Origin of the sequence: Methylorubrum thiocyanatum (assembly GCA_014138645.1) — a bacterium.
GTDB lineage: Bacteria > Pseudomonadota > Alphaproteobacteria > Rhizobiales > Beijerinckiaceae > Methylobacterium > Methylobacterium thiocyanatum.
On record JACJIB010000001.1, the window covers coordinates 438,828 to 461,191 of the forward strand.

Here is a 22,364-nt window from a genome sequence, read left to right on the forward strand (position 1 = left end):
TCCCCGCGAACGGGGCAGGAGGGCCTTTCGGCTTCCGGTGGCGCGATGATTCTCGCTCCGCTCCTCGTCGTGTTGCTGGCGGCGCTCCTCTGCGCCGGCCTCATCCTGCTGCTGAAGCCCCTCCTGCAGCGCTATGCCCTCGCGCGGCCCAACGCCCGCTCCAGCCACCGGGTGCCGACGCCCCAGGGTGGCGGCATCGCCATCATCGCAGCCGCGCTGCTCACTTCGGCCGTTCTGGCCGCGCCGGCCGGGATCGCGCTCGGCGGCCTTGAACTGCCGGTGCTGGCGCTCTCCGTGTTCGCCCTGGCCGTGGTCGGCGCCGTCGACGACATCCGGCCGCTGCCGGCCTCGCTCCGCCTCGTGATCCAGGCCGGCGCCGTCGCCGCCGTCGTGCTCACCGCCGAGGGCCGCCTGTTCCCTGGCCTGCCGCTGGGATGGGAGCGCGCCTTCGCGATCCTCGCCGGGCTCTGGTTCGTGAACCTCGTCAACTTCATGGACGGGCTCGACTGGATGACTTTGGCCGAGTTCGTACCGCCCTTGGCCTTCCTGTTCGCGCTCGGTCTCGCCGGCCGCTACGCACCCGAGCCGATGCTGGTCGCCGGCGCCCTGCTCGGCGGCCTTCTCGGCTTCGCGCCGTTCAACCGGCCGGTGGCGCGGCTGTTCATGGGCGATGTCGGCTCGCTGCCGGTCGGGTTGATCGTGGCATGGCTGCTGTTCCGCCTCGCCGGGGAGGGGGGGCTCGCCGCCGCGCTGATCCTGCCGCTCTATCCCCTGGCCGATGCGACCCTCACCCTGTTGTGGCGGCTGCGGCGGGGAGAGGCCGTCTGGCAGGCGCACCGCAGTCACTACTATCAGGTCGCCACCGTCCACGGTTTCCCTGTGCGGGAGGTGGTCGGCTCGGTCTTCGCCGTTCAGGCGGCTTTGGCCGCGCTCGCCGGCGCGACCTTGCTTTGGCCGCAGCCGGCCGTCACGCTCGCCTGCCTCGCCCTCGCGGCGGGGCTGGTCGGGTGGCTGCTGCGCCGGTTCGCGACGCCGCGGCGCGTCGGCGGTTGAGGGAGCGACGGGTTGAGCGGGAAGCTGATCGCGCTGACGGGGGCCACCGGCTTCATCGGGCGCCACCTGCTGCGGGCGCTCTCCGAGCGGGGCTACCGGGTGCGGGTGCTGCTGCGCCGGCCCGTCGCGGTGCCCGAGGGCGCGAGCGGTGCCGTGGTGGGGGATCTGGCCCGGCCGATGAACATGGCCGCCGCCCTCAGCGGGGTCGATGCGGTGGTCCATTCCGCCGGCCTCGCCCACGCCATGTCCGGCGCCCCCGAGGACGATTTCCGCAATTCGAACACCGAGGCGACGCGGCACCTCGCCGAGGCCGCGCAGCGGGCCAAGGTGAGCCGCTTCGTGTTCCTGTCCTCGATCCGGGCGCAGGTGGGGGCGAGCGCCCCGGCACCCCTGTCCGAGGCGGATGCCGCGGCGCCGACCGACGCCTATGGCCGCTCGAAGCTCGCCGCCGAGGAAGCCCTGGCCGGGACCGGGCTCGACTGGGTGGCGCTGCGCCCGGTGCTCGTCTACGGCGAAGGCGTGAAGGGCAACATGGCGGCGCTCCTGACGCTCGCCCGCACGCCCTATCCGCTGCCGCTCGCGAGCCTGACCGGGCGCCGCTCGCTGGTCTCGGTCGAGAGCCTTGCCGGCGCGGTCATCACCGCCCTTGAGGCTCCCGGTCCCCTGAACCGCCCCCTGGTCGTGGCCGATCCCGATCCGCTGACCCTGCCGGAGATGCTCGCCGCACTGCGCGCCGGTCTCGGGCGAGGCCCCGGCCTGCTGCCCTGTCCCGTTCCGCTGATCGGGCTCGCCTGCCGCGCTGCCGGCCGCGAGGCGGCCTTCGACCGGCTGTCCGGCTCGCTCGTCGCCCGCGCTTCAGGGCTCGAGGCCCTGGGCTGGCGGCCGGCGCACAGCTCGCGCGACGGGCTCGCGGCGCTGGCGCGAGCCGGGGGGTAAGGTCTCAGGCGGCCTTCAGCGCCGCCGCGGCGTCGAGGGCACCGGCCAGAGCCCGCTCGCGGGCCTCTGGGCCAAGGGCGATGCCCTCGGCGACGATGATCTCCGGCGCGGTGATGCCGATGAAGGCGAGCACCGTACGCAAGTACGTTTCCGCGTGCTCGGCCGCAGCGGCGGGCGTGCCCGGCCCGTAAAGGCCGCCGCGCGAGACGACGGCGATGACGCGCTTGTCGCCCGCGAGGCCCTCGGCCCCGGCCGGCCCGTAGCGGAAGGTGACGCCCGCCACGAGGATGCGGTCGATCCAGGCCTTGAGCTGGCTCGACAGGGTGAAATTGTAGAGCGGCGCGCCGATCACCACGACATCGGCCGCGAGGAATTCGTCCAGCGCCTGCCGGCCGAGATCGACGTCGTGCTGCACGTCGGGCGCGTTCGTCGCGTTGGGCTGCGCCCCGGCGAGGACCGCGCCGGAGAGATGCGGCAGCGGCGTCTGGGCGAGATCGCGGTAGGCGACGTCGAGATCGGGATGCTGCGCCCGCAGGCGGTCCACGATGGCCGCCGAGACGGTCCGGCTGACGGAATGCGGCCCCAGGATGCTGCCGTCGACGTGAAGGAGCTTCATGTTTGATCCTCGGTATCAGAATTGAACCGAGGCGCTATAGATAACCACCATCATCCCCGCGCAAGGAGGCACATTCTTGGAACCCGGGCACATCGAGGGAACCGAGGCGGCGCCGAAGCACGCGCATTCCGGGCAGGATTGCCGGCTCGTCGGCACGGTGCTCGCGCGGATCGGCGACAAGTGGAGCGTCCTCGTCGTCATGATGCTGGCGGACGGCCCGCGGCGCTTCAACGAGCTGAAGCGGATGATCGGCGGCATCTCGCAGCGGATGCTCACCTTCACCCTGCGCGGGCTTGAGCGCGACGGCCTCGTGACCCGCACGATCTTCCCGACGATCCCGCCGCGGGTCGATTACGAGCTGACCGAACTCGGGCGGTCGCTGCGGGAGCCGATCCAGGCGCTCGGTGCCTGGGCCTTCGCCCACCTGCCGGAGATTCAGGAGGCCCGTGCCCGGTTCGACCGCCGCGAGGGTGAGAAACCCTGAACTCCGGCAGGGCGAGGCGTCAGGCGGTCGCCGCCACAGCGGCTTGGGTCGGCGGCGCGATGCTCCCGGGCTGCGCGTTCGGAACGGCCCCGGCCCGGTTGCGGAAATCCGGGATCGCCTCCTCGAACACCGCGTCCGCCGCGGCCCGATCCCCGGCGGCCACCGCGTCGCGCAGGCGAAGAATCCAAGTCTCCAGCACGGCGCGGTCGGCGAAGACGGGCTTGGCCGCCATGACGCCGTCGATGCCGGCGAGCGTCACCCGCGGCTCTTCCTTGGCGAAGAGGATCTCGTTGAGGCGCTCGCCCGGCCGCGCGCCGGTGACCTGGATCTCGATGTCCTCGCCGGGCTCGAAGCCCGCGAGCCGGATCATCCGCTCGGCCAGATCGCGGATGCGCACCGGCTGGCCCATCTTCAGCACGTAGACCGCCGCGCGCTGGTCGCCGGTATCGCCGCGGCCTTCCGCGTCGGCGTGAGAGGCGGCGGTGAGCACGAGGTCGGAGGCCTCGCGCACGGTCATGAAGTAGCGCACCATCTCGGCGTGGGTGACCGTGACCGGTCCGCCGCGGGCGATCTGCGCCTTGAACACCGGCACCACGGAGCCGGCCGAGCCGAGAACGTTGCCGAAGCGCACGGCGATGAGCCGGGTCGCCTCCGGGCCGGAGCGCTCCGCATCGAGGGATTGCGCCACCATCTCGGCGAAGCGCTTGGTGACGCCGAGCTGCGAGACCGGCTCGATCGCCTTGTCGGTGGAGATCATCACCAGGGCGCGGGCGCCCGCCGCGACGGTCGCTTCGGCGACGTTGATCGAGCCGAAGACGTTGGTCTTGATGCCCTCGGCCCAGTCGCGCTCGAGATAGGGCACCTGCTTCAGCGCGGCGGCATGGAAGACGTAAGTGGGCCGGAAATCGCGGATGATCGCGTGCAGCCGCTCGCGGTCGCGGATGTCGGCCAGCGCGCCCTGCACCTCCGCCTCCGCGTGGAGCAGGGCCGGGCCGTTGAGGACGGCGTGGAGCGCCGGCTCCGAATTCTCGATCACGAGCAGCGCCGCGGCGCCGAAGGCGATCGCCCGGGCGCAGATCTCCGAGCCGATCGAGCCGCCGCCGCCGGTCACGACCACGCGGGCGCCGGTCAGGAAGTTTTCCAGTCGCGGCCGATCGATGGCGACGGTGGGGCGTAGGAGCAGATCCTCGATCTCGAGAGGCGCGAGTTCGGCGTCGCGCATCCCCTCGCCGAGACTGGTGACGCGGGCGAGCGGCAGGCCGAGGCGGCGGGCGCGGGCGATGAGGTCGTCGGGCTCGGATTCGGGCGCCAACGCGCTCGGCGTCGCCACGAGCCGGCGCACCGGCAGGCCGCGATTGGCGAGATCCGCCACGACCTGCTCCAGGTCGCGAAACCCGCCGAGCACGGGCACGCCGCGCATCATCTGGCCCGCCTCGTCCGCCCGCGGCGAAAGGATGCCCTTGGGCGACAGCCGCTTGACCGAGCCGGATTCGATCGCCCGCAGCACGATCTCGATATCGGTGCCGCGGCCGAGCAGCAGGGTCGGCGTGGTGGCGGCCCGTGCCTGGCTCTGCCGGGAGCGGGCGTATTTCAGGTAGCGGAAGGCCAGCCGCGGGCCGCCGAGCAGGAAGATCTGCAGGACCCAGTAGAGGGCGATGGCGACCTTGCCGAAGAAGTAGAAGCCGTAGAGGTTCGAGGAGACCAGCACGTAATCGAGCACGAGCAGCGTCAACGCGGTGACGCTCGCCGCGCGCACGATGCCGGCGAGGTCCGGCAGCGAGGCGAAGCGCCACTTGGTGCGGTAGAGCCGGAACCACGCGTAGATCAGCCCGGCATAGGCCAGGAACGGCGGCAGCAGCAGCGGCAGCGCCTGCAGGCGCTCGGCGAGCGCTCCGTCCTGGAAGCGGAAGACGAAGGTCAGCACCACGGCCGCCGCGGTCGCGGCGAGATCGTGGACGACCATCACCGCCGTCTTGAGGGTGCGCTTCTGCATGGTGCTTCGTGTCAGAGCATCGGCCCGTAATGTGGACACCGGTTTCCGGCCGAAGGCCGACGCTCCAGGCGGAGCGCGGTATCGGCGTCGGCCGGGGGGATGTCAACGCGCGGGGCGGATCGCCCTGGCCACCGCCTCGTCGGCATCGCCGAGATCCGGGGCCTCGATGTGGCGGTAGCGCGCCTGGATCAGGCCGAAGGCCCCGAAGGCGAAGTGGCCGGCGGCGACGATGGCGAGCAGCACCCAGCCGTAGGGCTGCGCGCGCAGCGCCGAGAAGGCGCCCGAGAGACCCGAGGCGTCGGAGGAGGCTTGCGTCCAGGCGGCGGTGAGCACGAAGCCGCCGATCATCAGGAAGACGAGACCGCGCGCGGCGTAGCCGAACCGGCCGAGCCGATCGATCCAGGCCTCCGAACCCGTGGGGAGGGAGAGCCGTTCGGTGACGTTGCCCTTCCAGGCCTTGGCGAGGTAGCCGATTCCGGCGGCGGCGATGCCGAGGCCGACGATCCCGACGAGCCACGGTCCGAGAGGCTGGTTGAGCAGCCATTTGGTCCAATCCTGCACCCCGTCGCCGCCGGCCGACGCACGGCCGATGCCGAAGGCGAGGCGGGCGGCGGTGAGACTGAGGCCGGCATAGATCACGGCGCTGATCAGGTGCGCCCCGCGCACGGCGAGCGCCTTCGGCGAGCGCCCGCGCCGGTCGGCATCGGTCACCCCTTCGACCAGACGCCACAGGGCAAAGCCGGCGAGACCGAGGGCGATCAGCCCGACGATGACCGCGCCGAACGGCCCGCCGAGCACGGCGCGGATCGCGCTCTTGCTGTCGCCGGCCGATCCGCCCTGTCCGAGGGCTGCGAGCACGGCGAGCGCGCCCACGACGCAATAGACGAAGCCACGGGCCCCGTAGCCGAAGCGCGCGAGGTGCTCCAGCGCGTTGTCGTTCCTGCTCCAGGCCATCGCGGGTCAGTCGCGCTCGCGATCGGGCTTGCCGGCAAGCGCCACGTAGAAGCCGAGCCCGTCGCCCGCGGGCAGCGTCTGGAGCCGGTCGATCCAGCCGCGGCGCTTGGCATCGAGGAGCTGGCGCCCGATCGGCTGGAACAGGGTCTCGCCCCCGCCCTCCGGCGGCGGATCGAGGCGGATCGCCACCGTCTTGCCCTTGGCGAAACGGCTGCGCTCCAGCATGTCGGTCAGCGACGCTTCCGCGGTCGGGCGGTTGGCCCCGCGCAGGTCGAGCACCGATTCCGCATCGGTGACCCCGAGCGAGCCGCGCAGCTTGTTGGCGTAGTAGTCTTCGAAGTGGGGCAAGGCCGGTTCCGCGCGGGTTCGTCGTCAGAAGGCGATGTCGTCGTAGATCTCGGCAACGGCCAAGTCGTCGCCGAGTTCGGGCAGGCCGATCGCGCTGTCGAGGCCGCGGGCCTCGAACGCCCAACCGCCATCAGCGCCGCGCCGCCACACCTCGACCCGCGGCTCGTCCTGATAGACGATGAGGAAGAGTTTGAGCGAGGCGATGCTGCGATAGAAGTCGGTCTTTCGGCCGCGGTCCCGGCTCATGGTCGAGGGCGAGAGGACTTCCGCGACGAGAATGGGATCGCGGGCGTAGCCGTCGTTCAGCGGGGGGCCGCAACGCACCACCACGTCGGGGATCGGCGCGAAGGTGTCCAAGCTGTCGCTCAGCACTGCAATGCCGGGGATGGCACGGCCGCCGCGGTCGCGGGCGATGTCGGAGAGCTTGCGGGCGAGGTTCAGCACGATCTGTTGATGCCGCTCGCTCTGCGGCGCCCTCAGCACGGGCTCGCCGTCGATCAGCTCCCAGCGCTCCTCGTCGGGGCGGTCGGCCACCCAGACCTGATACTCCGCCACCCGCATGCCGGGGTCGCACCGAAGAGCGAGCGCCATCGAGGAGCCTCCGAGAACGGAGGCGATGCTAGCACCGCCCTCCGGGTAGGCAAGCGGCGCGCAGTGCGGGGTCAGAGGGTGAGGCGCGCATAGATCTCCGCCACGGACAACCCGCCGCCGAGTTCGGGCAGATCGATGACCGTGCCGGGGCCGGCGACCTCGACCGTCCAGTCCGGGGCGCGGCGCCAGACCTCAACGCGCGCCTCGTTCTGATGCACGAGCAGGAGCACGGCAAGCGAGGGAACGGTCTGGTAGAACTCGGTCTTACGGCCGCGGTCGAGCACGAGCGTCGAGGGGGAGAGGACTTCCGCGACGAGCAGGGGATCGCTGGTGTAGCCGTCTTCCGGCGGCGCGCCGCATTGCACCACCACATCGGGAATCGGCGCGTAATCGTCCATCGCCTCGCTCAGGATCGCGAGGCCCGGATAGGCGCCGCAGCCCCGGCGTTCGGCGAGGTCGTCGAGATATTTGACGAGATTGGTGACGATGCGCTGATGCCGGCCTTTTGCCGGCGACATCATCATCGGCACGCCTTCGATCAGTTCCCAGCGCTCGTCGTCCGGCCGTGCTGCAGCCCACTCTCGATACTCGCTGACCCGCATGCGGGTGTCGCGGCGCGCTGGCACGGCCATCGCTCAGCCTCCTGTGCGAAGGTCCGAACCGTAACAAAAAAGGGCCGCCCCGGACAGGGCGGCCCTCGAAGACCTTCAGGCTATCAGACCAAGAACCTTCAGCCGTGGACGAGCACGTTGCGGAACTGCCAAGGATCGCTCGGGTCGATGTCCTCCGGGAACAGCCCGGGCCGGTCCGTGAGCGGGGTCCAGTCGGTGTACACGCCCACGACCGGGCCGAGATACGGCGTCTGCACTTCGAGGCAGCGGCGGAAGTCGATCTCGTCGGCCTCGACGATGCCCGCCTCCGGGTTCTCCAGCGCCCAGACCATGCCGGCAAGCACGGCCGAGGTCACCTGAAGGCCGGTGGCGTTCTGGTAGGGGGCGACGCGGCGGGTCTCCTCGATGGAGAGCTGCGAGCCGTACCAGTAGGCGTTCTTCTTGTGACCGTAGAGCAGCACGCCGAGTTCGTCGATGCCGTCGACGATCTCGTTCTCGTCGAGAATGTGCTGGCGCTCCTGCACCTTGCCGGCATTGCCCCACATCTCGTGCAGCGAGAGCACGGCGTCGTTGGCCGGGTGGTAGGCGTAGTGGCAGGTCGGGCGGTAGACCGCCTCGCCGTTCTCACGCACCGTGTAGTAGTCCGAAATCGAGATCGCCTCGTTGTGGGTCACGAGAAAGCCGAACTGCGCCTGCGCGGTCGGGGTCCACGAGCGCACGCGGGTGTCGGCGCCGGGCTGGAGCAGGAAGATCGCGCAGCGCGAGCCCTTGGTCTGCTCCTCGGCATTGGCCGGCTTCCAGGTCTCGTGCGTGCCCCAGCCGAGTTCGGCCGGCTGGTTGCCCTCGGAGACGAAGCCCTCGACCGACCAGGTGTTGACGAACACGCCCTGGGGCTTGGGGGACTTGGCGCGCTGGGTGTCGCGCTCGGCGATGTGGACGCCCTTGACGCCGAGCTCACGCATCAGCGCGGCCCAGTCCTCGCGGGTCTTCGGCTCGGGCGTGGTCGAGCCGGTATCCCCCGCGATGTTCAGGAGCGCCTGCTTGACGAACCACGAGACCATGCCGGGATTGGCGCCGCAGCACGACACGGCCGTCGGGCCGCCAGGTGCGGCGCGGCGGGCGGCGAGGATGTTTTCGCGCAGCGCGTAGTTGGTCCGGTCGGCCTGGCTCAGGTCCTTGTCGAAGTAGAAGCCGGCCCAGGGCTCGGCCACCGTGTCGATGTAGAGCGCACCGAGTTCGCGGCAGAGTTCGAGGATGTCGCGCGAGGAGGTGTCGACCGACAGGTTCACGCAGAAGCCCTGGCCGCCGCCCTCGGTGAGCAGCGGCGTGAGGACGTCGCGGTAGTTCTCCTTGGTGAGCGCGACCTTCTCGAAGCGCAGGCCGTGCTTGTCGGCGAGATCCTTATGGGTGTCGACGGGGTCGATGACCGTGAAGCGGCTCTTGTCGTACTCGAAATGCCGCTCGATCAGGGGCAGGGTGCCCCGCCCGATCGAACCGAAACCGATCATGACGATCGGGCCGGTGATGCGGCCGTGGACAGGCCAATCCTTCTGCGGACCATCGGACATGGCGCGGACACTCCTTCTCAGGGCTTGCGCTCGAAACGCGAGCGGCGTGCTTTGATGCTTGGAAATGACGAGCGGATGACGGTTCGGTGCCCTGCGGTCAACCGGCCCGGTCACGCGAATGTTGCGGAATCGTGAAGGTCCCAGGCTTCAGCTATGAATCTGGTGCAGAGCTGAGGCCGAGTTGGATCGGAGGCCAGCCACGGCGGCAAGGTCTATATTGCGGTGCAACAAGGGGGAGACACCCAAGGGCAGACAGCACGCACAAGGGATCTGAGCCATGCTGACCGTCCTCACCGCACCGTCCATCCATCCGGAAGTCGAAGCGATCGACCGCGATCCGGGCATCATCACACTCCTTACCGTTCTTCTCCGCGCCGGCCGCACGGCCGCTGGTCAGGCCCGCGCCTTCCATGAGAGCGCCAGCCGCCTGTCCTTCTCCGCGACGGCCTGGCCCTATCGCCGCTGAGGCGGGGACGGAGTGCCGTTCCGACCGACGTGCGAACACGACACAGCCAACCGAACCGAGGGCCTGAGCGCGCACGCGTCGGCGTCTCGGTTCGTACTCAATCGAAGCATGTGAGAGGGGCGCTTCGGCCCAATCCCGGCTCAGGCGGCGCGTCGTCGCGCAGCCGTCGCAGCGGCTTCGGCCGCAACCTCCGGCAGCGCGTCCAATGCGCCGGTCGCCCGCAGCACACCCTCCGCTTCCGTCAGGGCGCCGGCCTTGAGTTCCAGGCCGAGGAAACGCTCGCGCTCGAACGGGCCGGGCATGTAGAGGGCATCGGCCTTCGCCCGCTCGAAACCGAACCGGGCGTAGTAGGGCGCATCGCCCACCAGCAGCACCGCACCGTGGCCGCGGTCCTTGGCCTCGGCGAGGGCGGTGCGCATCAGCATCCCGCCGAGCCCGGCGCCCTGGAGCGCCGGATCGACCGCGAGCGGGCCGAGCAACAGGGCCGGACGGCCGCAGCCGGTCTCGACATCCCACAGCCGCACGGTGCCGACGAGCGTTTCGTCCCGCACGGCCGAGAGGGCGAGGCCGCGCGCAGGCCGACGGCCCTCGCGCAGGCGCTGCGAGGTCTTCAGGAAACGGCCCGGGCCGAAGCAGGCGTCGAGCAAGTGCTCGCGGGCTGCGACGTCGGAAGCGATTTCATCGCGGATCTGGATCACGGCCGTACCCTCCCAGGTCGCTGACAAGCGGGAAGAAACAGCCCTCGCACCCGCGCGGAAGCGGGCCGTCCGGGACACCTCGACAAGCACGTCTCGTGAGACGCGCGGGCTCTTCTGGCGCGATGTGCGTGAATAAAGCCTGACCGGGGCGACCCCGCTGGAACAGGCGGGGCCGCAGATCACGGGTCGGCCGATCAGATCACGATCTGCTCGAGGGGCGGGAAGCCGTTGAAGGCCACCGCCGCGTAGGTCGTGGTGTAGGCGCCCGCGCCCTCGATCCACACCTTGTCGCCGATCGAGAGGGAGACCGGCAGCGGGTAGTGGTTCTTCTCGTAGAGCACGTCGACCGAGTCGCAGGTCGGGCCGGCGACGACGCAGGGGGCCATGCGGTCCTCGTCGTGGTCGGTCTTGATCGCGTAGCGGATCGATTCGTCCATGGTCTCGGCGAGACCGCCGAACTTGCCGATGTCGAGATAGACCCAGCGCACCTCGTCCTCGGCCTCCGATTTCTTGGAGACGAGCACGACCTCGGCCTCGATCATGCCGGCATTGCCGACCATGCCGCGGCCCGGCTCGATGATCGTCTCCGGGATGCGGTTGCCGAAGTGCTTGGTGAGCGCGCGGAAGATCGCATCGCCGTAGCTCTCCACGCCCGGCACCTGCTTGAGGTACTTGGTCGGGAAGCCGCCGCCGAGATTGACCATCGACAGGCCGATGCCGCGAAGCGCGCATTCCTGGAAGATCTGGGATGCGGAGGCGAGCGCCCCGTCCCAGGCTTCCGTGTTGGCCTGCTGCGAGCCGACGTGGAACGACACGCCGTAGGCGTTGAGGCCGTGCCGGTGGGCGTGCTCCAGCACGTTCACCGCCATCTCCGGCTCGCAACCGAACTTACGCGAGAGCGGCCAGTCGGCCCCGGCGCCGTCGCAGAGGATGCGGCAGAAGACCTGCAAATCGGCCGCCGCCACGCCGGCCTGCGTCGTCGCGGAAAGAATCTTCTCGACTTCGGCCTGGCAATCGACGGCGAAGAGGCGGATGCCGAGCTTGAGCGCGCGGACGATGTCGCGCTCCTTCTTGATGGTGTTGCCGAAGGAGACGCGCTCCGCCGTGGCGCCGGCGGCGAGCGCCATCTCGATCTCGGCGACCGAGGCGGTGTCGAAGCAGGAGCCCATCTCGGCGAGCAGGCGCAGCACCTCCGGCGCCGGGTTCGCCTTCACGGCGTAGAACACGCGGGTGTCGGGGAGCGCACGGGCGAACGCCGTATAGTTGTCGCGCACGACATCGAGGTCGAGCACCATCACCGGACCTTCGTCCCGGCCGAGGTCACGGCGCGCGCGCAGGTAATCGCGGATGCGATCGGTCATTGGTCGTCCCCACCACAGGTTCGAGGCGCCATCTCTCGGGCGCGAGATCGAATCGAGACGGCCCGGAAACGAGCCGTCGGCGTCTGGGGCGATGCGTCGCTTCCGCTTCGCGCTTTGGAGACGCGAAACGATCAGCGGGCGCAGGAAGCACCCCGGAAGCTGCCGTGGATTGGATGGGGGAACCCCAACCGCACGCCGGGCAAGGATAAACAAGCCTCTTCGGTGCCGGCCTTTGGAGGAGCCGGCGAGACCAAAAAAGCCCGTTCGTCGTTGCTTTAAGCTGCGTCCCCCGTGGAGAGCGGGGTTCGCCGGTTTCGCCTCCGGCTGCCGGTTGTTGTTAGGGTCTGGTGTCGCCACCCGGATGCCGGCCGTAGGGATCCACCCTTGCGACCATCGATCCTTTAAGACCCCTGGCGGCTGTCCGGCAGTTGACCGGATGCCCACCAACCGACACGCGGCCACAGGCACGTGCGAAATTGGGCAGGCGCGATATACGGCCGAGCGTCCCCGACCACAAGGGAAAAAGGCGTTTCCCGCACCGGATTTCAGGCCGGATCGGGGGACAAGCGGGATTGTGGCGCGAAAGACGCACCCGCGCGCCGCCCCGCCCCGGCTCACCCCTTCCCAAGCCCGACCGAAGCGGCCATTGAACCGTGGCATTTCGGGATGGGGTCATGATCCGCGTCAGGGGCCAGAACGACACCGAAGACCGTGCCGAGGCGACGGTGCCCGAGGCGGCACCTCCGGATGCGCCCTCGCGCCGGGCCGTGATGTCGGGCTTGGCGGCCGCCGGTTTGACCGCGGCACTCCCGGCTGCGGCCGTTGCTCAAGGCGAGGCCGCGGGCGTTCCCTTCGATCCGTCCGCCCTCGAACGACAGGCGCAGGCGCTCGCCGCTCAGCCTTTCGACGGCGGCTTTCCGCCCCTGCCGGCGCCGCTCGCGCGCCTCGATTACGACGCCTACCGCGACATCCGCTTCCGGAAGGAGCGCGCGTTCCTGGGCGAGGCCGGCGGGCCGTTCCGGCTCCAGCTGTTCCACCGCGGCTTTCTCTATGAGCGCCCCGTGGCGGTGAGCCTCGTGCGCGACGGTGTCAGCACGCCGATCACCTACGATCCGGCGCTGTTCGATTTCGGCCGGACGCGGATCGAGGGCACGCTGCCGCGCGACCTGAACTTCGCCGGCATCCGCATCCATGCGCCGCTCAACCGGCCCGACCGGCTCGACGAGCTGATCGTCTTCGTCGGCGCCAGCTATTTCCGCTTCCTCGGGCAGGACCAGCTCTACGGTCTCTCCGCCCGCGCGCTCGCGATCGGCACGGATGCCGAGAAGGAGGAGTTCCCGTTCTTCCGCGCCTTCTCCATCGAGGTGCCGCCGGCGAACGCCAAGACCCTGACGATCCACGCCCTGCTCGACAGTCCCTCGGTCGCAGGCGCCTACCGCTTCATCGTCGAACCCGGGCGAAACACCACGGTGCGGGTGAGTGCGACGCTCTATCCGCGGCAGGATCTGTCCTCCGTCGGCCTCGCGCCGCTGACCTCGATGTACTTCATCGGCGAGACCGACCGCGGCCACAGCGACGATTACCGGCCGGAGCTGCACGATTCGGACGGCCTCCAGATCGCCACCGGCTCCGGCGAGTGGCTGTGGCGGCCGCTCGACAACCCGCAGAACCGGCGGATCTCGACCTTCCTCGATCGCGACCCGAAGGGGTTCGGGCTGATGCAGCGCGACCGCGCCTTCGCCAGCTACCAGGATCTGGAAGCCGGCTACGAGCGTCGCCCGGGCTACTTCGTCGAACCCGAGGGCGCCTGGGGCGAGGGCAGCGTCGTGCTGATGGAGTTGCCGACCGACAACGAGACGGCCGACAACATCGTCGCCTTCTGGCGCCCGAAGCAGCCCTATCGGGCGGGCGCGCCGGTGCGGCTCGCCTACCGCATCCGCGCCCATACGGGGGAGGATCTCCACCCGAACGGCAAGGTGGTGAACACCTTCATCGCCGAGCCCGCCGCGAGCGGGGCCGCGCGCCGGGCCGCCGACGCCACCGCCCTGCGCAGCCGGCGCTTCCTGATCGATTTCGGCGGCGGCACGCTGAAGACGCTGCTCGACGACCCGTCGCTGCCCGAGATCGTCGCCAGCGCGAGCGCGGGCCGGATCGTCGCGACCTCGATCGTGGCCAACCCGCATGTCGGCGGCTTTCGCGCCGCCCTCGACGTCCGGCTCGACGGGCCGGGCGCGACCGAGCTGAGGGCCTATCTGCGCAAGGGAGACCAGGCGCTGACCGAGACGTGGTCGTTTCCCTGGAGCGCGGCGTGAGCACCCGCAGCGAGCGTGCCGCCGCCCGTCTGCCCGTGGCGATCCGTCCGGCCCGGCTTGCCGACCTCGACGCGCTGGTGGCCCTCGAACACGCCGCCTTCGCCACCGACCGGGCCGAACGGCGGGCGATCCGCCACGCGATCCGCTCGGCCAGCATGACCCTTCTCGTCGCGGTCGTGAGGGAGGAGTCGGAAGTGGGCGGGGCCGAGATCCTCGTCGGCGCCGCCACCATCGAGCGGCGGCGCACCAGCCGCATCGCCCGGCTCTCCTCGCTCGCCGTAGCGCCCGCCCGCGCCGGGCTCGGGCTCGGGCGCCGGCTTCTGGAGGCGGCGGAGGCTGATGCCCGCAGCCACGGCTGCGCCCGGCTGCGCCTGGAGGTGCGGGCCGACAACGGCAGCGGCATCCGGCTCTACGAGCGGGGCGGCTATGCGCGCACCGGGACCAAGCCGGACTACTACGAGGATGGGATGGAGGCGTGGTGCTACGAGAAAGCGCTCATCGAAGGCCGGTGAGGGGCTGACGGGCCGGGGTCACGTCCTCTTGTGCGTCGCAGCGCAGGTGCGCCAGCGCACTGGCGAATTGGCCGGGCGGACACAAGGTTCGGGTCACCGAAGGGCGGCTCGCGCAGCGGCGACCGAGCGTCCGGAGACCTCCTTTCCCCTGTCATAGAGTGTTGAATGCCTACTCTGTTCGACCCGATCACCCTCGGCGCGCTGAAGCTGCCGAACCGCATCCTCATGGCCCCGCTGACCCGCGCCCGCGGCACTCGGACCCACGTCCCGACGCCGGTCATGGCCGAGTATTACGCCCAGCGCGCCGGTGCCGGCCTCATCATCTCCGAGGCCACCGGCATCAGCCAGGAGGGGCTCGGCTGGCCCTACGCGCCGGGCATCTGGTCCGACGAGCAGACCGAGGCCTGGAAGCCGGTGGTGAAGGCGGTGCACGACGCGGGCGGGCGCATCGTCTGCCAGCTCTGGCACATGGGCTACCTCGTCCATTCCGACTTCCTCGGCGGCGAGCCGCCGGTCGCCCCCTCGGTCGCCACGGCGCCGGACCAGGCGCATACCTATGACGGCAAGAAGCCCTACAGCCAGGCCCGCGCGCTGCGCGAGGACGAGATCCCGCGCCTCATCGCCGATTACGAGCGGGCCGCCCGGAACGCCGTGGCGGCGGGTTTCGACGGCGTGCAGATCCACGCGGCGAACGGCTACCTGCTCGACGAGTTCATCCGCGACGGCAGCAACAAGCGCAGCGACCGTTACGGCGGCTCGCCCGAGAACCGGGTTCGGCTGGTGACCAAGGTGGCGCAGGCGGTGGCCGGCGTCGTCGGCGCCGACCGCACCGGCATCCGCTTCTCGCCCAACGGCCCGATCCAGGGCGTGGACGATTCCAACCCGCACGAGGTCTTCGGGTTGGCCGCCGAGATGATGGAGCGCGTCGGCCTCGCCTTCATCGAGATGCGCGAGCCCGGTCCGGACGGCACCTTCGGCAAGGCGACGGTGCCGCCGGTGGCGCCCGTGATCAAGGAGCGCTTCGGCGGCCCGGTCATCCTCAACTGCGACTATGACGGCGAGCGCGCCAAGCAGGCGGTCGCCTCGGGCGAGGCCGACGCCATCGCCTTCGGCCGGCCCTACATCGCCAACCCCGATCTGGTGGAGCGCATCGCCAAGGGCCTGCCGTTCGCCAAGGACGACATGAAGACCTGGTACAGCCAAGGACCGGAAGGCTACGTCGATTACCCGACCGCGTCGCAGAAGGCGGCGTGAGGCGCGGGAGCCGGCCTTCGGGCGAGAGCGCATTCCGACGACGTGGTCATCGGCTCGTCGAAAATGCGCGTCGCATCGAACGCTTAGAGACACCGGCCTGATGCAATCAGGCCGGATATGGCTCTAGCCCGGCATCGTCGAATTGAGGAGGCGGTCTCGCGGAAGCGGGGCCGCCTTCGTTCATCCGGAGACCCGATCCCGTGACTGGCCCGACGCCGGAGACCGTTCCCTATCGCCTCGTCGCCTTCGACTTCGACGGGACGCTCGCCGACACCTTCCCCTGGTTCTGCGCCAACCTCAACGATGTGGCCGCGCGCTACCGCTTCCGGGCCGTCAGGCCGGAGGAGACCGGGCGGCTGCGGGGCCTGAGCGCCCGTGCCATCCTGAAGGATCTCGGCATTCCGGCCTGGAAGGTGCCGCTGATCGCCCGCCACATGCGCGGGCTCGCGACCCGCGAAGCCGGGCAGGTGCGGCTGTTTTCCGGGGTGCCGGAGATGCTGGCCCGCCTCGATGCGGCGGGTTGTGTGCTGGCGGTCGTCAGTTCCAACAGCGAGGCGAATGTGCGCCGGGCGCTCGGACCGTCGGCCGGGCTGATCCGCCACTTTGCCTGCGGCGCCTCGCTGTTCGGCAAGGCGCGCCACCTGCGTGCGGTGGCGCGGGCGGCGGGCGTCGAGCCCGGCGCGATGCTGGCGGTGGGAGACGAGATCCGCGATGCGGAGGCCGCGGCGCAGGCTCCTTGCGCCTTCGCCGCGGTGGCCTGGGGCTACAACAGCGCCGAGGCCCTGGCCGGTGCGCGGCCGGCCCATCTCTTCGATGCGCCGGAGGCGGTGGCGCGGACCCTGGCGGGCCCGCCCGAGCGCGCTTACTGACCCGCGCGGGCGCCGGGGACGACCGAGGCGCCGGCGCCGCTGCCGAACGGCTCGTAGCGGGTCAGGCCGCGGAAGAGCTGGCTGATGAAGGCACGGTCGGCGCCGCTCGCCGGCGTCGTGCGCTCGATGAAGTCGAACACGCGCCCGTCCTGCAGGCCGTAGAGCGCGACGCGCTCCACCTTCATGCCGGCGTTGAAGTAGACGGCCGTGACCTTCTGGTCCTCGACCTGCTCGCCGAGGAACATCACCGTGCGGCGGGTGTTCTGGCTGATGTAGTACCAGGACTTGTTGCCGACCGTGGAGACGGTGGACGGAGTGCCGAGGATCTGCAGCACCTGCTCGGCGCCCATGCCCGGCTTCACCGTGGCCAGAGCCGCCTGATCGATCTGATAGCCGTGGCGGATCTCTTCGCCGATGCAGCCTGATACGCCGATCGCGACGGAGCCGAGAACGGCCGCGCGGGCAAGCGACGAGACGAGACGGCGCGACATCGGCCCCCCTGATTTGCTGCCAATAGGGCCTGCATCCGCGGCGCGTTTGAACTCGCGCGTCTTCGGACTTGCACCCTGGTCCGCGGTTGCCGTACCGCGGGGTTATGGCTTTGACAAGGCAAGCTCGGCCACAGCGCCGGCCCATCCGGTGGATCGCATGTTAGCGGGGCTGTTCCGCCGCGCCGACCGGCGCCGCCGCACCATCCGGACGCTGCATCAAAGGATCGGCGAGGCCGCGCGCCGGCCCGGCCTCTACACGGGGCTCGGCGTGCCCGACACCGTGGAGGGCCGGTTCGAGGCTTTGAGCCTGCACGTCATCCTCGTGCTGCGCCGCCTCGGCCAATTGCCGCCGCCGGCCGCGGACGTGGCGCAGGATCTGGTCGATTCGGTCTTCATGCAGCTCGACGCCTCGCTGCGCGAACTCGGCATCGGCGACATGGGCGTGCCGAAGCGCATCAAGAAGCTCGGCGCCTCGTTCTACGCCCGGGCCGGCGCCTATGGCGCGGCGCTCGATGCGGGCGACCGGACCGCGCTGGCGACCGCGCTCGCCCGCAACGTGCTCGACGGCGCCGATACCGAGGCCGCCCGCCCGCTCGCATCCTATGTGGAGGCCGCCGCCGCGGCGCTGGCGGCGCAGGATCTCGACGGCCTGCTGGAGCAAGGGCCGCGCTTTCCCGATCCAGCGCCCGCGACCGTCACGTCAGGAGACCATCGATGACGCCGAAGCCCGAGGGGCCGCTCTCCCGCTCCGTCAATGTCGAGCGCCTGCCGAAGGACCGCGCCGAGATCGTCGTCGAGGCGAGCCCGGCCGAGTGCGAGGCGCTGGCCCGCGACTTCAAGATCCCGGCGATCCGCGACCTCGTCGGCCGCTTCACCTTGAGCGGTTCGCTGACGCGGCTGCGGGCCGAGGGCCGGGTCGAGGCAGTGGTGACGCAGGTCTGCACCGTGACGCTGGAGCCGTTCGAGGCGAAGGTGTCCGAGCCGGTCGAGGTCGAGTTCACCAATGCCGACATCCTGGAGGGCACGGATGCCGAGGACATCGACCTGCCCGATCCGATCGTGAACGGGCGTGTCGATTTCGGCGTGCTGACCGCGGAGTTCCTGGCTCTCGGAATCGACCCCTATCCGCGCAAGCCCGGCGTTGCCTTCGAGCCGGTGACGGTCGGCGAGGAGCCGCTGCCGTTCTCCGATCTCGCGGCGCTGCGGGCCAAGCTCGGCCAGGACAAGAGCTGACGGACAAGAGGGGACGGGCAGGGGGCGGCGGGCCTGCCGGACCTCTCGCCGACACCCGCGTGACAAAAAGTTGAGTTTTCGTTTGCCCGGCGGGGCGCTGCCGCTATTTTGCGCCGCCGATTCCGGGGCCTCCGACGCCCCTTCACGCTCGCTGCCCGCCGGCTCTCCCCGCGGCGTCCCGAAGGAACCATGTCGAACCGCGTTTGCATCTCGCTCGACGCCATGGGCGGCGATCACGGCCCCACGACCGTCGTGCCGGGCGCGGCGATCGCCCGCGAGCGGCACCCCGAGCTCCATTTCATCCTGTTCGGCGACGAGGCGGTGGTGCGCCCCCTCGTCGAGGCCGAGCCGCGCCTCAAGGGCGCCGTCGAGATCCGCCACACCACGGTCGCGGTCGCCATGGACGACAAGCCGAGCCAGGCGGTGCGTCAGGGGCGGGGCAAGTCCTCGATGTGGCGGGCGATCCAGGCCGTGCGCGACGGCGAAGCCCAGGCCGCGGTCTCCGCCGGCAATACCGGCGCCTTGATGGCGATGTCGAAGATCTGCCTGAAGACCATGGCCGGGATCGAGCGCCCGGCCATCGCCTGTCTCTGGCCGACCGTGCGCGGCGAGAGCGTGGTGCTCGATGTCGGCGCCACCATCGGCACCGATGCCGAGCATCTGGTCGAGATGGCGGTGATGGGCTCGGCCATGGCCCGGATCGTCCTCGACGTCGAGCGGCCGACGGTCGGCCTGCTCAATGTCGGCACCGAGGAGATGAAGGGCAACGAGGCCGTCAAGGAGGCCGCCCGCCTCCTGCGCGAGTCGAAGCCGGCGAACTTCACCTATCACGGCTTCGTCGAGGGCACCGATCTCGGCCGCGGCACCACCGATGTCGTGGTGACGGAGGGCTTCACCGGCAACATCGCCCTCAAGACGGCGGAAGGCACGGCCAAGCAGATCGCCTCCTATCTCAAGGCGGCGATGGGCCGGACGCTGTCGGCCAAGATCGGCTACCTGTTCGCGCGTCAGGCCTTCGCCGCCCTGCGCGAGAAGATGAATCCGAGCCGGGCCAATGGCGGTGTGTTCCTCGGGCTCGAGGGCATCGTCATCAAGAGCCACGGCTCCGAGAACGCGCAAGGGTTTGCGGCCGCCGTCGATCTTGCCCACGACATGGCCCGCCACGACCTGATGCGGACGATTCGCGACATGCTGGAGCAGACGCCGGCGGTCGCCGCCGGGGTGAGCGCCGGGCTCGATGCCAGCTTGGCCCAGAAGTGAGCCCGGACGTGAGTCCGGCCGAGAAGTTGAGAAAGGGACGGATCTGATGGCGCATCGGCGCTCCGTCGTGGTCGGCTGCGGGGCGTACCTGCCCGAGACCGTCGTCACGAACACAGATCTCGCCGAGCGCGGGATCGAGACTTCCGACGAGTGGATCGTCCAGCGCACCGGAATCCGCCAGCGTCACATCGCGCGTCCCGACGAGACGACCTCGGTGCTCGGCACCCGCGCGGCGCGCGCGGCGCTCGACGAGGCCGGGCTCTCGCCCGCCGACATCGACCTCGTGATCTGCGCGACCTCGACGCCCGACCACACCTTTCCCTCCACCGCCACCCAGATCCAGGCGGCGCTCGGCATCGAGGGGGGCTTTGCCTTCGACCTTCAGGCCGTCTGTGCCGGCTTCGTCTACGCGGTCGCGACCGCCGACCGTTTCCTCGCCACGGGCGGCGCCAAGCGCGCCCTGGTGATCGGCGCCGAGACCTTCTCGCGCCTGCTCGACTGGGAGGACCGCACCACCTGCGTCCTGTTCGGCGACGGCGCGGGCGCCATCGTGCTGGAGGCCCGCGACGGCGAGGGCACCAACGCCGACCGCGGCGTGCTCGCGAGCTGCCTGCGCTCGGACGGGCGCCACCGGGCCAAGCTCTACGTCGATGGCGGACCCGGCTCGACCGGCACCACTGGCAAGCTGCGGATGGAGGGCCGCGAGGTGTTCCGCTTCGCCGTCGGCTCCGTCACCGACGTGATCGAGGAGGCCTTCCGTGCTTCGGGCACCACGGCGGACGACCTCGCCTGGTTCGTGCCGCATCAGGCCAACCGACGGATCATCGAGGCCTCGGCCGACAAGCTCGGCATCGCCCGCGAGAAGGTGGTGCTCACCGTCGACCGTCACGGCAACACTTCGGCCGCCTCGATCCCCCTGGCGCTCGACGCCGCCCGCCGCGACGGGCGCATCCGCGAGGGCGACCTCGTGATGATCGAGGCGATCGGCGGCGGCTTCACCTGGGGGGCGGCGCTGCTGCGCTGGTAACGCGAAGCGCGCCGGAGCCGGCTCTGGTTTTGTGTCAACCGCAAGGTTCTGTTGACCGTCGTCCCTCTGCCGATTAGCGTGTTCGATCATAGAGATACACGGCGAGATCCTGTTTCCGGGGGGCTCGCACGGCATTTGAGCGGAGATGGCATCCTCACGTCCTGAAGGGGCGGCATGGATGCCGAAAACTCGGCCCGAAGGGGGAGCGCATGGCAGGCAAGACGGTCACACGCGCCGATTTGAGCGAGGCCGTTTACCAGCAGGTCGGCCTGTCGCGGGCCGAATCGGCCGCCCTGGTCGAGACGGTGCTCGGCGAGATCTGCAACTGCCTGTCCTCGGGCGAGACGGTGAAGCTCTCCTCGTTCGGCTCCTTCGTGGTGCGCTCCAAGGGCAAGCGCATCGGCCGCAATCCGAAGACCGGCGTCGAGGTCGAGATCGAGCCGCGGCAGGTCATGGTGTTCAAGCCCTCGAACGTGCTCAAGGCCCGCATCAACGGCGGCCACGTCAACGGGCTCGACGCGGACGACGACGAGTGATCCGGCCGGCCCGTTCCGGCCCGCTCCCGCACAGATCGGTTTGAGGCGCTGCCATGGGACTGCCGATGGGACTGCCGCTGGAATCATCCCCCGCCCTCGAAGCCTCCGCCGCCGACGAGCGCGGTGAGAAGAGTCCCGGCGCCTTCCGCACCATCACGGAAGTGTCCGAGGATCTCGGCGTGCCCCAGCACGTCCTGCGCTTCTGGGAGAGCCGGTTCAGCCAGATCAAGCCGACGAAGCGGGCCGGCGGCCGGCGCTACTATCGGCCGGAGGATGTCGATCTCATCCGGGGCGTGAGCTGCCTGCTGCGCGGAAAAGGCTACACGATCCGCGGGGCGCAGCGCGTCCTCAAGGAGAACGGCGTGCGCTTCGTCCAGGCGCTTGGCCGGGGCGAGGCCGAGGTCGGCGCGCCGATCGGGGCCGACCGGGACGAGGACAGCCTCGAGGCCGCCGCCGCGGACCGCCGGGCCCTCGAAGGAGCCCTTGCCGAACTGCGCGCCTGCCGGGCCCTGCTCGCGGGCCTCGACGAAGCCGATCACGAGACGGCCTGAAGCCCGGTCGGCCGCGGCGCCCGCGGCCTGTCTCCAAGCCTGGCGCCGAGCTCGACCGCAACTGGCTTGCGCGCAAGGTATTGGACTGCCTCACGGATTTCCGTTCGCTTCCGTGCCGTGACATGCACGGGCGACCTGAACTTTACCGGCGGATCGGCGTTGAGGCGCCATGGCCCCCCCTCGCTCCCGGATGTCTCCGACCCAGGAACTCATCGCCCGCGTGATGCGGATCGTGCGCGCCTGCCCGGAGGCGGCCAATGAGGTTCTGGAATTAATGTTCCTCGTCAGCCAGATCGAGGCCGCGACCACCGTGGACCGGGAATATCGCGATGCCCGGCGGGTCATCAGCCGGTTGCGGGCGCCGCTCTGGGACATGGGGCCGGCCGATCGCGAGACTCTACTCAAGGCGGCCGACACCATCCGCCGGGTCTGCGACCTCGCCGACGGGGACATCCCGCCCGCCCCCTTCGCCGATCTCGGTGAGCGCGAACGGGTCGAGAAGGCGTTGACCCAGGCGCTCGCCGGTCAGCTCGACGAGGCCCAGATTGCCCGCGTGGCCGGAACGGTGGCTGCGGCGCTTCAGCACTGACCGGAGGCCATGCGACGCAGGTGGCCGGGCGGGTTCGGGGCGAGATTCGCG

25 protein-coding genes are annotated in these 22,364 nt (G+C 70.3%); 15 read left to right on the forward strand and 10 right to left on the reverse strand.

What is annotated here, in order from left to right; translation table 11 throughout:
• The first annotated feature begins 45 nt into the window (after window positions 1-45).
• Window positions 46-1,053 (forward strand): MraY family glycosyltransferase, encoded by a 1,008-nt coding sequence (locus tag HNR51_RS02020; protein ID WP_182553825.1) that lies wholly within the window; start codon window positions 46-48, stop codon window positions 1,051-1,053.
• 12 nt (window positions 1,054-1,065) lie between these two features.
• Complete coding sequence (locus tag HNR51_RS02025; RefSeq protein WP_182553826.1) at window positions 1,066-1,989, forward strand: NAD-dependent epimerase/dehydratase family protein; 924 nt, start codon at window positions 1,066-1,068, stop codon at window positions 1,987-1,989.
• A gap of 4 nt (window positions 1,990-1,993) precedes the next feature.
• On the opposite strand, the gene HNR51_RS02030 is transcribed toward HNR51_RS02025, so the two are convergent.
• Window positions 1,994-2,605, reverse strand: a complete 612-nt coding sequence (locus HNR51_RS02030; RefSeq protein ID WP_182553827.1) for an FMN-dependent NADH-azoreductase — start codon at window positions 2,603-2,605, stop codon at window positions 1,994-1,996.
• Between the two features lie 76 nt (window positions 2,606-2,681).
• Between HNR51_RS02030 and HNR51_RS02035 the strand changes: the two genes are divergently transcribed.
• Window positions 2,682-3,089: a winged helix-turn-helix transcriptional regulator gene (locus HNR51_RS02035; RefSeq protein ID WP_012453904.1), complete on the forward strand. Its 408-nt coding sequence runs from the start codon at window positions 2,682-2,684 to the stop codon at window positions 3,087-3,089.
• A 19-nt stretch (window positions 3,090-3,108) separates the two neighbouring features.
• On the opposite strand, the gene HNR51_RS02040 is transcribed toward HNR51_RS02035, so the two are convergent.
• The 6 genes from HNR51_RS02040 to HNR51_RS02065 all read right to left on the reverse strand — a co-directional run bounded on the left by HNR51_RS02040 (window position 3,109) and on the right by HNR51_RS02065 (window position 9,154).
• Window positions 3,109-5,082, reverse strand: coding sequence for a polysaccharide biosynthesis protein (locus tag HNR51_RS02040; RefSeq protein ID WP_182553828.1), 1,974 nt, complete (start codon window positions 5,080-5,082; stop codon window positions 3,109-3,111).
• A 102-nt stretch (window positions 5,083-5,184) separates the two neighbouring features.
• A complete protein-coding gene (locus HNR51_RS02045) occupies window positions 5,185-6,036 on the reverse strand; it encodes a DUF1206 domain-containing protein (RefSeq protein ID WP_012453906.1) in 852 nt (283 codons plus the stop codon).
• A 6-nt stretch (window positions 6,037-6,042) separates the two neighbouring features.
• The gene (locus HNR51_RS02050) at window positions 6,043-6,384 is read right to left on the reverse strand and encodes a hypothetical protein (RefSeq protein ID WP_141951228.1); all 342 of its coding nucleotides are present in this window, start codon (window positions 6,382-6,384) and stop codon (window positions 6,043-6,045) included.
• Between the two features lie 24 nt (window positions 6,385-6,408).
• Window positions 6,409-6,975: a Uma2 family endonuclease gene (locus tag HNR51_RS02055; RefSeq protein ID WP_182553829.1), complete on the reverse strand. Its 567-nt coding sequence runs from the start codon at window positions 6,973-6,975 to the stop codon at window positions 6,409-6,411.
• Window positions 6,976-7,046: 71 nt separating this feature from the next.
• The gene (locus HNR51_RS02060; protein WP_182553830.1) at window positions 7,047-7,607 is read right to left on the reverse strand and encodes a Uma2 family endonuclease; all 561 of its coding nucleotides are present in this window, start codon (window positions 7,605-7,607) and stop codon (window positions 7,047-7,049) included.
• A gap of 98 nt (window positions 7,608-7,705) precedes the next feature.
• Window positions 7,706-9,154: a homospermidine synthase gene (locus HNR51_RS02065; protein WP_182553831.1), complete on the reverse strand. Its 1,449-nt coding sequence runs from the start codon at window positions 9,152-9,154 to the stop codon at window positions 7,706-7,708.
• A 277-nt stretch (window positions 9,155-9,431) separates the two neighbouring features.
• Between HNR51_RS02065 and HNR51_RS02070 the strand changes: the two genes are divergently transcribed.
• Window positions 9,432-9,620 carry a hypothetical protein gene (locus tag HNR51_RS02070; RefSeq protein WP_012453911.1) on the forward strand — a complete coding sequence of 63 codons (189 nt, stop codon included), beginning with the start codon at window positions 9,432-9,434 and terminating at the stop codon, window positions 9,618-9,620.
• 140 nt (window positions 9,621-9,760) lie between these two features.
• On the opposite strand, the gene HNR51_RS02075 is transcribed toward HNR51_RS02070, so the two are convergent.
• Together HNR51_RS02075 and HNR51_RS02080 are read right to left on the reverse strand one after the other, a co-directional pair.
• Entirely contained in the window at window positions 9,761-10,318 is a 558-nt protein-coding gene (locus HNR51_RS02075) for a GNAT family N-acetyltransferase (protein WP_182553832.1), read from the reverse strand.
• 194 nt (window positions 10,319-10,512) lie between these two features.
• Window positions 10,513-11,679, reverse strand: a complete 1,167-nt coding sequence (locus tag HNR51_RS02080; protein ID WP_182553833.1) for a type III PLP-dependent enzyme — start codon at window positions 11,677-11,679, stop codon at window positions 10,513-10,515.
• A 674-nt stretch (window positions 11,680-12,353) separates the two neighbouring features.
• On the opposite strand from HNR51_RS02080, the gene HNR51_RS02085 reads away from it, so the two are divergent.
• From HNR51_RS02085 to HNR51_RS02100, 4 genes are all read left to right on the forward strand, one after another.
• On the forward strand, window positions 12,354-13,991 hold the full coding sequence (locus tag HNR51_RS02085) for a glucan biosynthesis protein G (protein WP_182553834.1): 1,638 nt from the start codon (window positions 12,354-12,356) through the stop codon (window positions 13,989-13,991).
• A complete protein-coding gene (locus HNR51_RS02090) occupies window positions 13,988-14,503 on the forward strand; it encodes a GNAT family N-acetyltransferase (protein ID WP_182553835.1) in 516 nt (171 codons plus the stop codon). Before HNR51_RS02085 ends, HNR51_RS02090 begins: the two co-directional genes overlap by 4 nt.
• Before the next feature lie 165 nt (window positions 14,504-14,668).
• The gene (locus HNR51_RS02095) at window positions 14,669-15,757 is read left to right on the forward strand and encodes an alkene reductase (protein WP_012453916.1); all 1,089 of its coding nucleotides are present in this window, start codon (window positions 14,669-14,671) and stop codon (window positions 15,755-15,757) included.
• Between the two features lie 200 nt (window positions 15,758-15,957).
• Window positions 15,958-16,626 carry an HAD hydrolase-like protein gene (locus tag HNR51_RS02100; protein ID WP_239681619.1) on the forward strand — a complete coding sequence of 223 codons (669 nt, stop codon included), beginning with the start codon at window positions 15,958-15,960 and terminating at the stop codon, window positions 16,624-16,626.
• On the opposite strand, the gene HNR51_RS02105 is transcribed toward HNR51_RS02100, so the two are convergent.
• Window positions 16,620-17,117 (reverse strand): outer membrane protein assembly factor BamE, encoded by a 498-nt coding sequence (locus HNR51_RS02105; RefSeq protein ID WP_012453918.1) that lies wholly within the window; start codon window positions 17,115-17,117, stop codon window positions 16,620-16,622. The genes HNR51_RS02100 and HNR51_RS02105 overlap by 7 nt on opposite strands.
• Before the next feature lie 157 nt (window positions 17,118-17,274).
• Here HNR51_RS02105 and HNR51_RS02110 point away from each other — a divergent pair, with 157 nt between their 5' ends.
• The 7 genes from HNR51_RS02110 (at window position 17,275) to HNR51_RS02140 (ending at window position 22,313) form a co-directional block, all read left to right on the forward strand.
• On the forward strand, window positions 17,275-17,835 hold the full coding sequence (locus tag HNR51_RS02110; RefSeq protein WP_182554016.1) for a ubiquinol-cytochrome C chaperone family protein: 561 nt from the start codon (window positions 17,275-17,277) through the stop codon (window positions 17,833-17,835).
• Window positions 17,832-18,350 carry a YceD family protein gene (locus tag HNR51_RS02115; protein WP_182553836.1) on the forward strand — a complete coding sequence of 173 codons (519 nt, stop codon included), beginning with the start codon at window positions 17,832-17,834 and terminating at the stop codon, window positions 18,348-18,350. The genes HNR51_RS02110 and HNR51_RS02115 overlap by 4 nt, the downstream gene beginning before the upstream one ends.
• A gap of 189 nt (window positions 18,351-18,539) precedes the next feature.
• The gene (gene plsX, locus HNR51_RS02120; RefSeq protein WP_182553837.1) at window positions 18,540-19,610 is read left to right on the forward strand and encodes a phosphate acyltransferase PlsX; all 1,071 of its coding nucleotides are present in this window, start codon (window positions 18,540-18,542) and stop codon (window positions 19,608-19,610) included.
• Between the two features lie 46 nt (window positions 19,611-19,656).
• A complete protein-coding gene (locus HNR51_RS02125; RefSeq protein ID WP_141951236.1) occupies window positions 19,657-20,637 on the forward strand; it encodes a beta-ketoacyl-ACP synthase III in 981 nt (326 codons plus the stop codon).
• A 209-nt stretch (window positions 20,638-20,846) separates the two neighbouring features.
• Window positions 20,847-21,173 carry an integration host factor subunit alpha gene (locus tag HNR51_RS02130; RefSeq protein WP_141951237.1) on the forward strand — a complete coding sequence of 109 codons (327 nt, stop codon included), beginning with the start codon at window positions 20,847-20,849 and terminating at the stop codon, window positions 21,171-21,173.
• Between the two features lie 53 nt (window positions 21,174-21,226).
• Window positions 21,227-21,724: a MerR family transcriptional regulator gene (locus tag HNR51_RS02135; protein ID WP_152276883.1), complete on the forward strand. Its 498-nt coding sequence runs from the start codon at window positions 21,227-21,229 to the stop codon at window positions 21,722-21,724.
• A gap of 169 nt (window positions 21,725-21,893) precedes the next feature.
• The gene (locus HNR51_RS02140; protein ID WP_012453925.1) at window positions 21,894-22,313 is read left to right on the forward strand and encodes a hypothetical protein; all 420 of its coding nucleotides are present in this window, start codon (window positions 21,894-21,896) and stop codon (window positions 22,311-22,313) included.
• The last annotated feature ends 51 nt before the right edge of the window (window positions 22,314-22,364 follow it).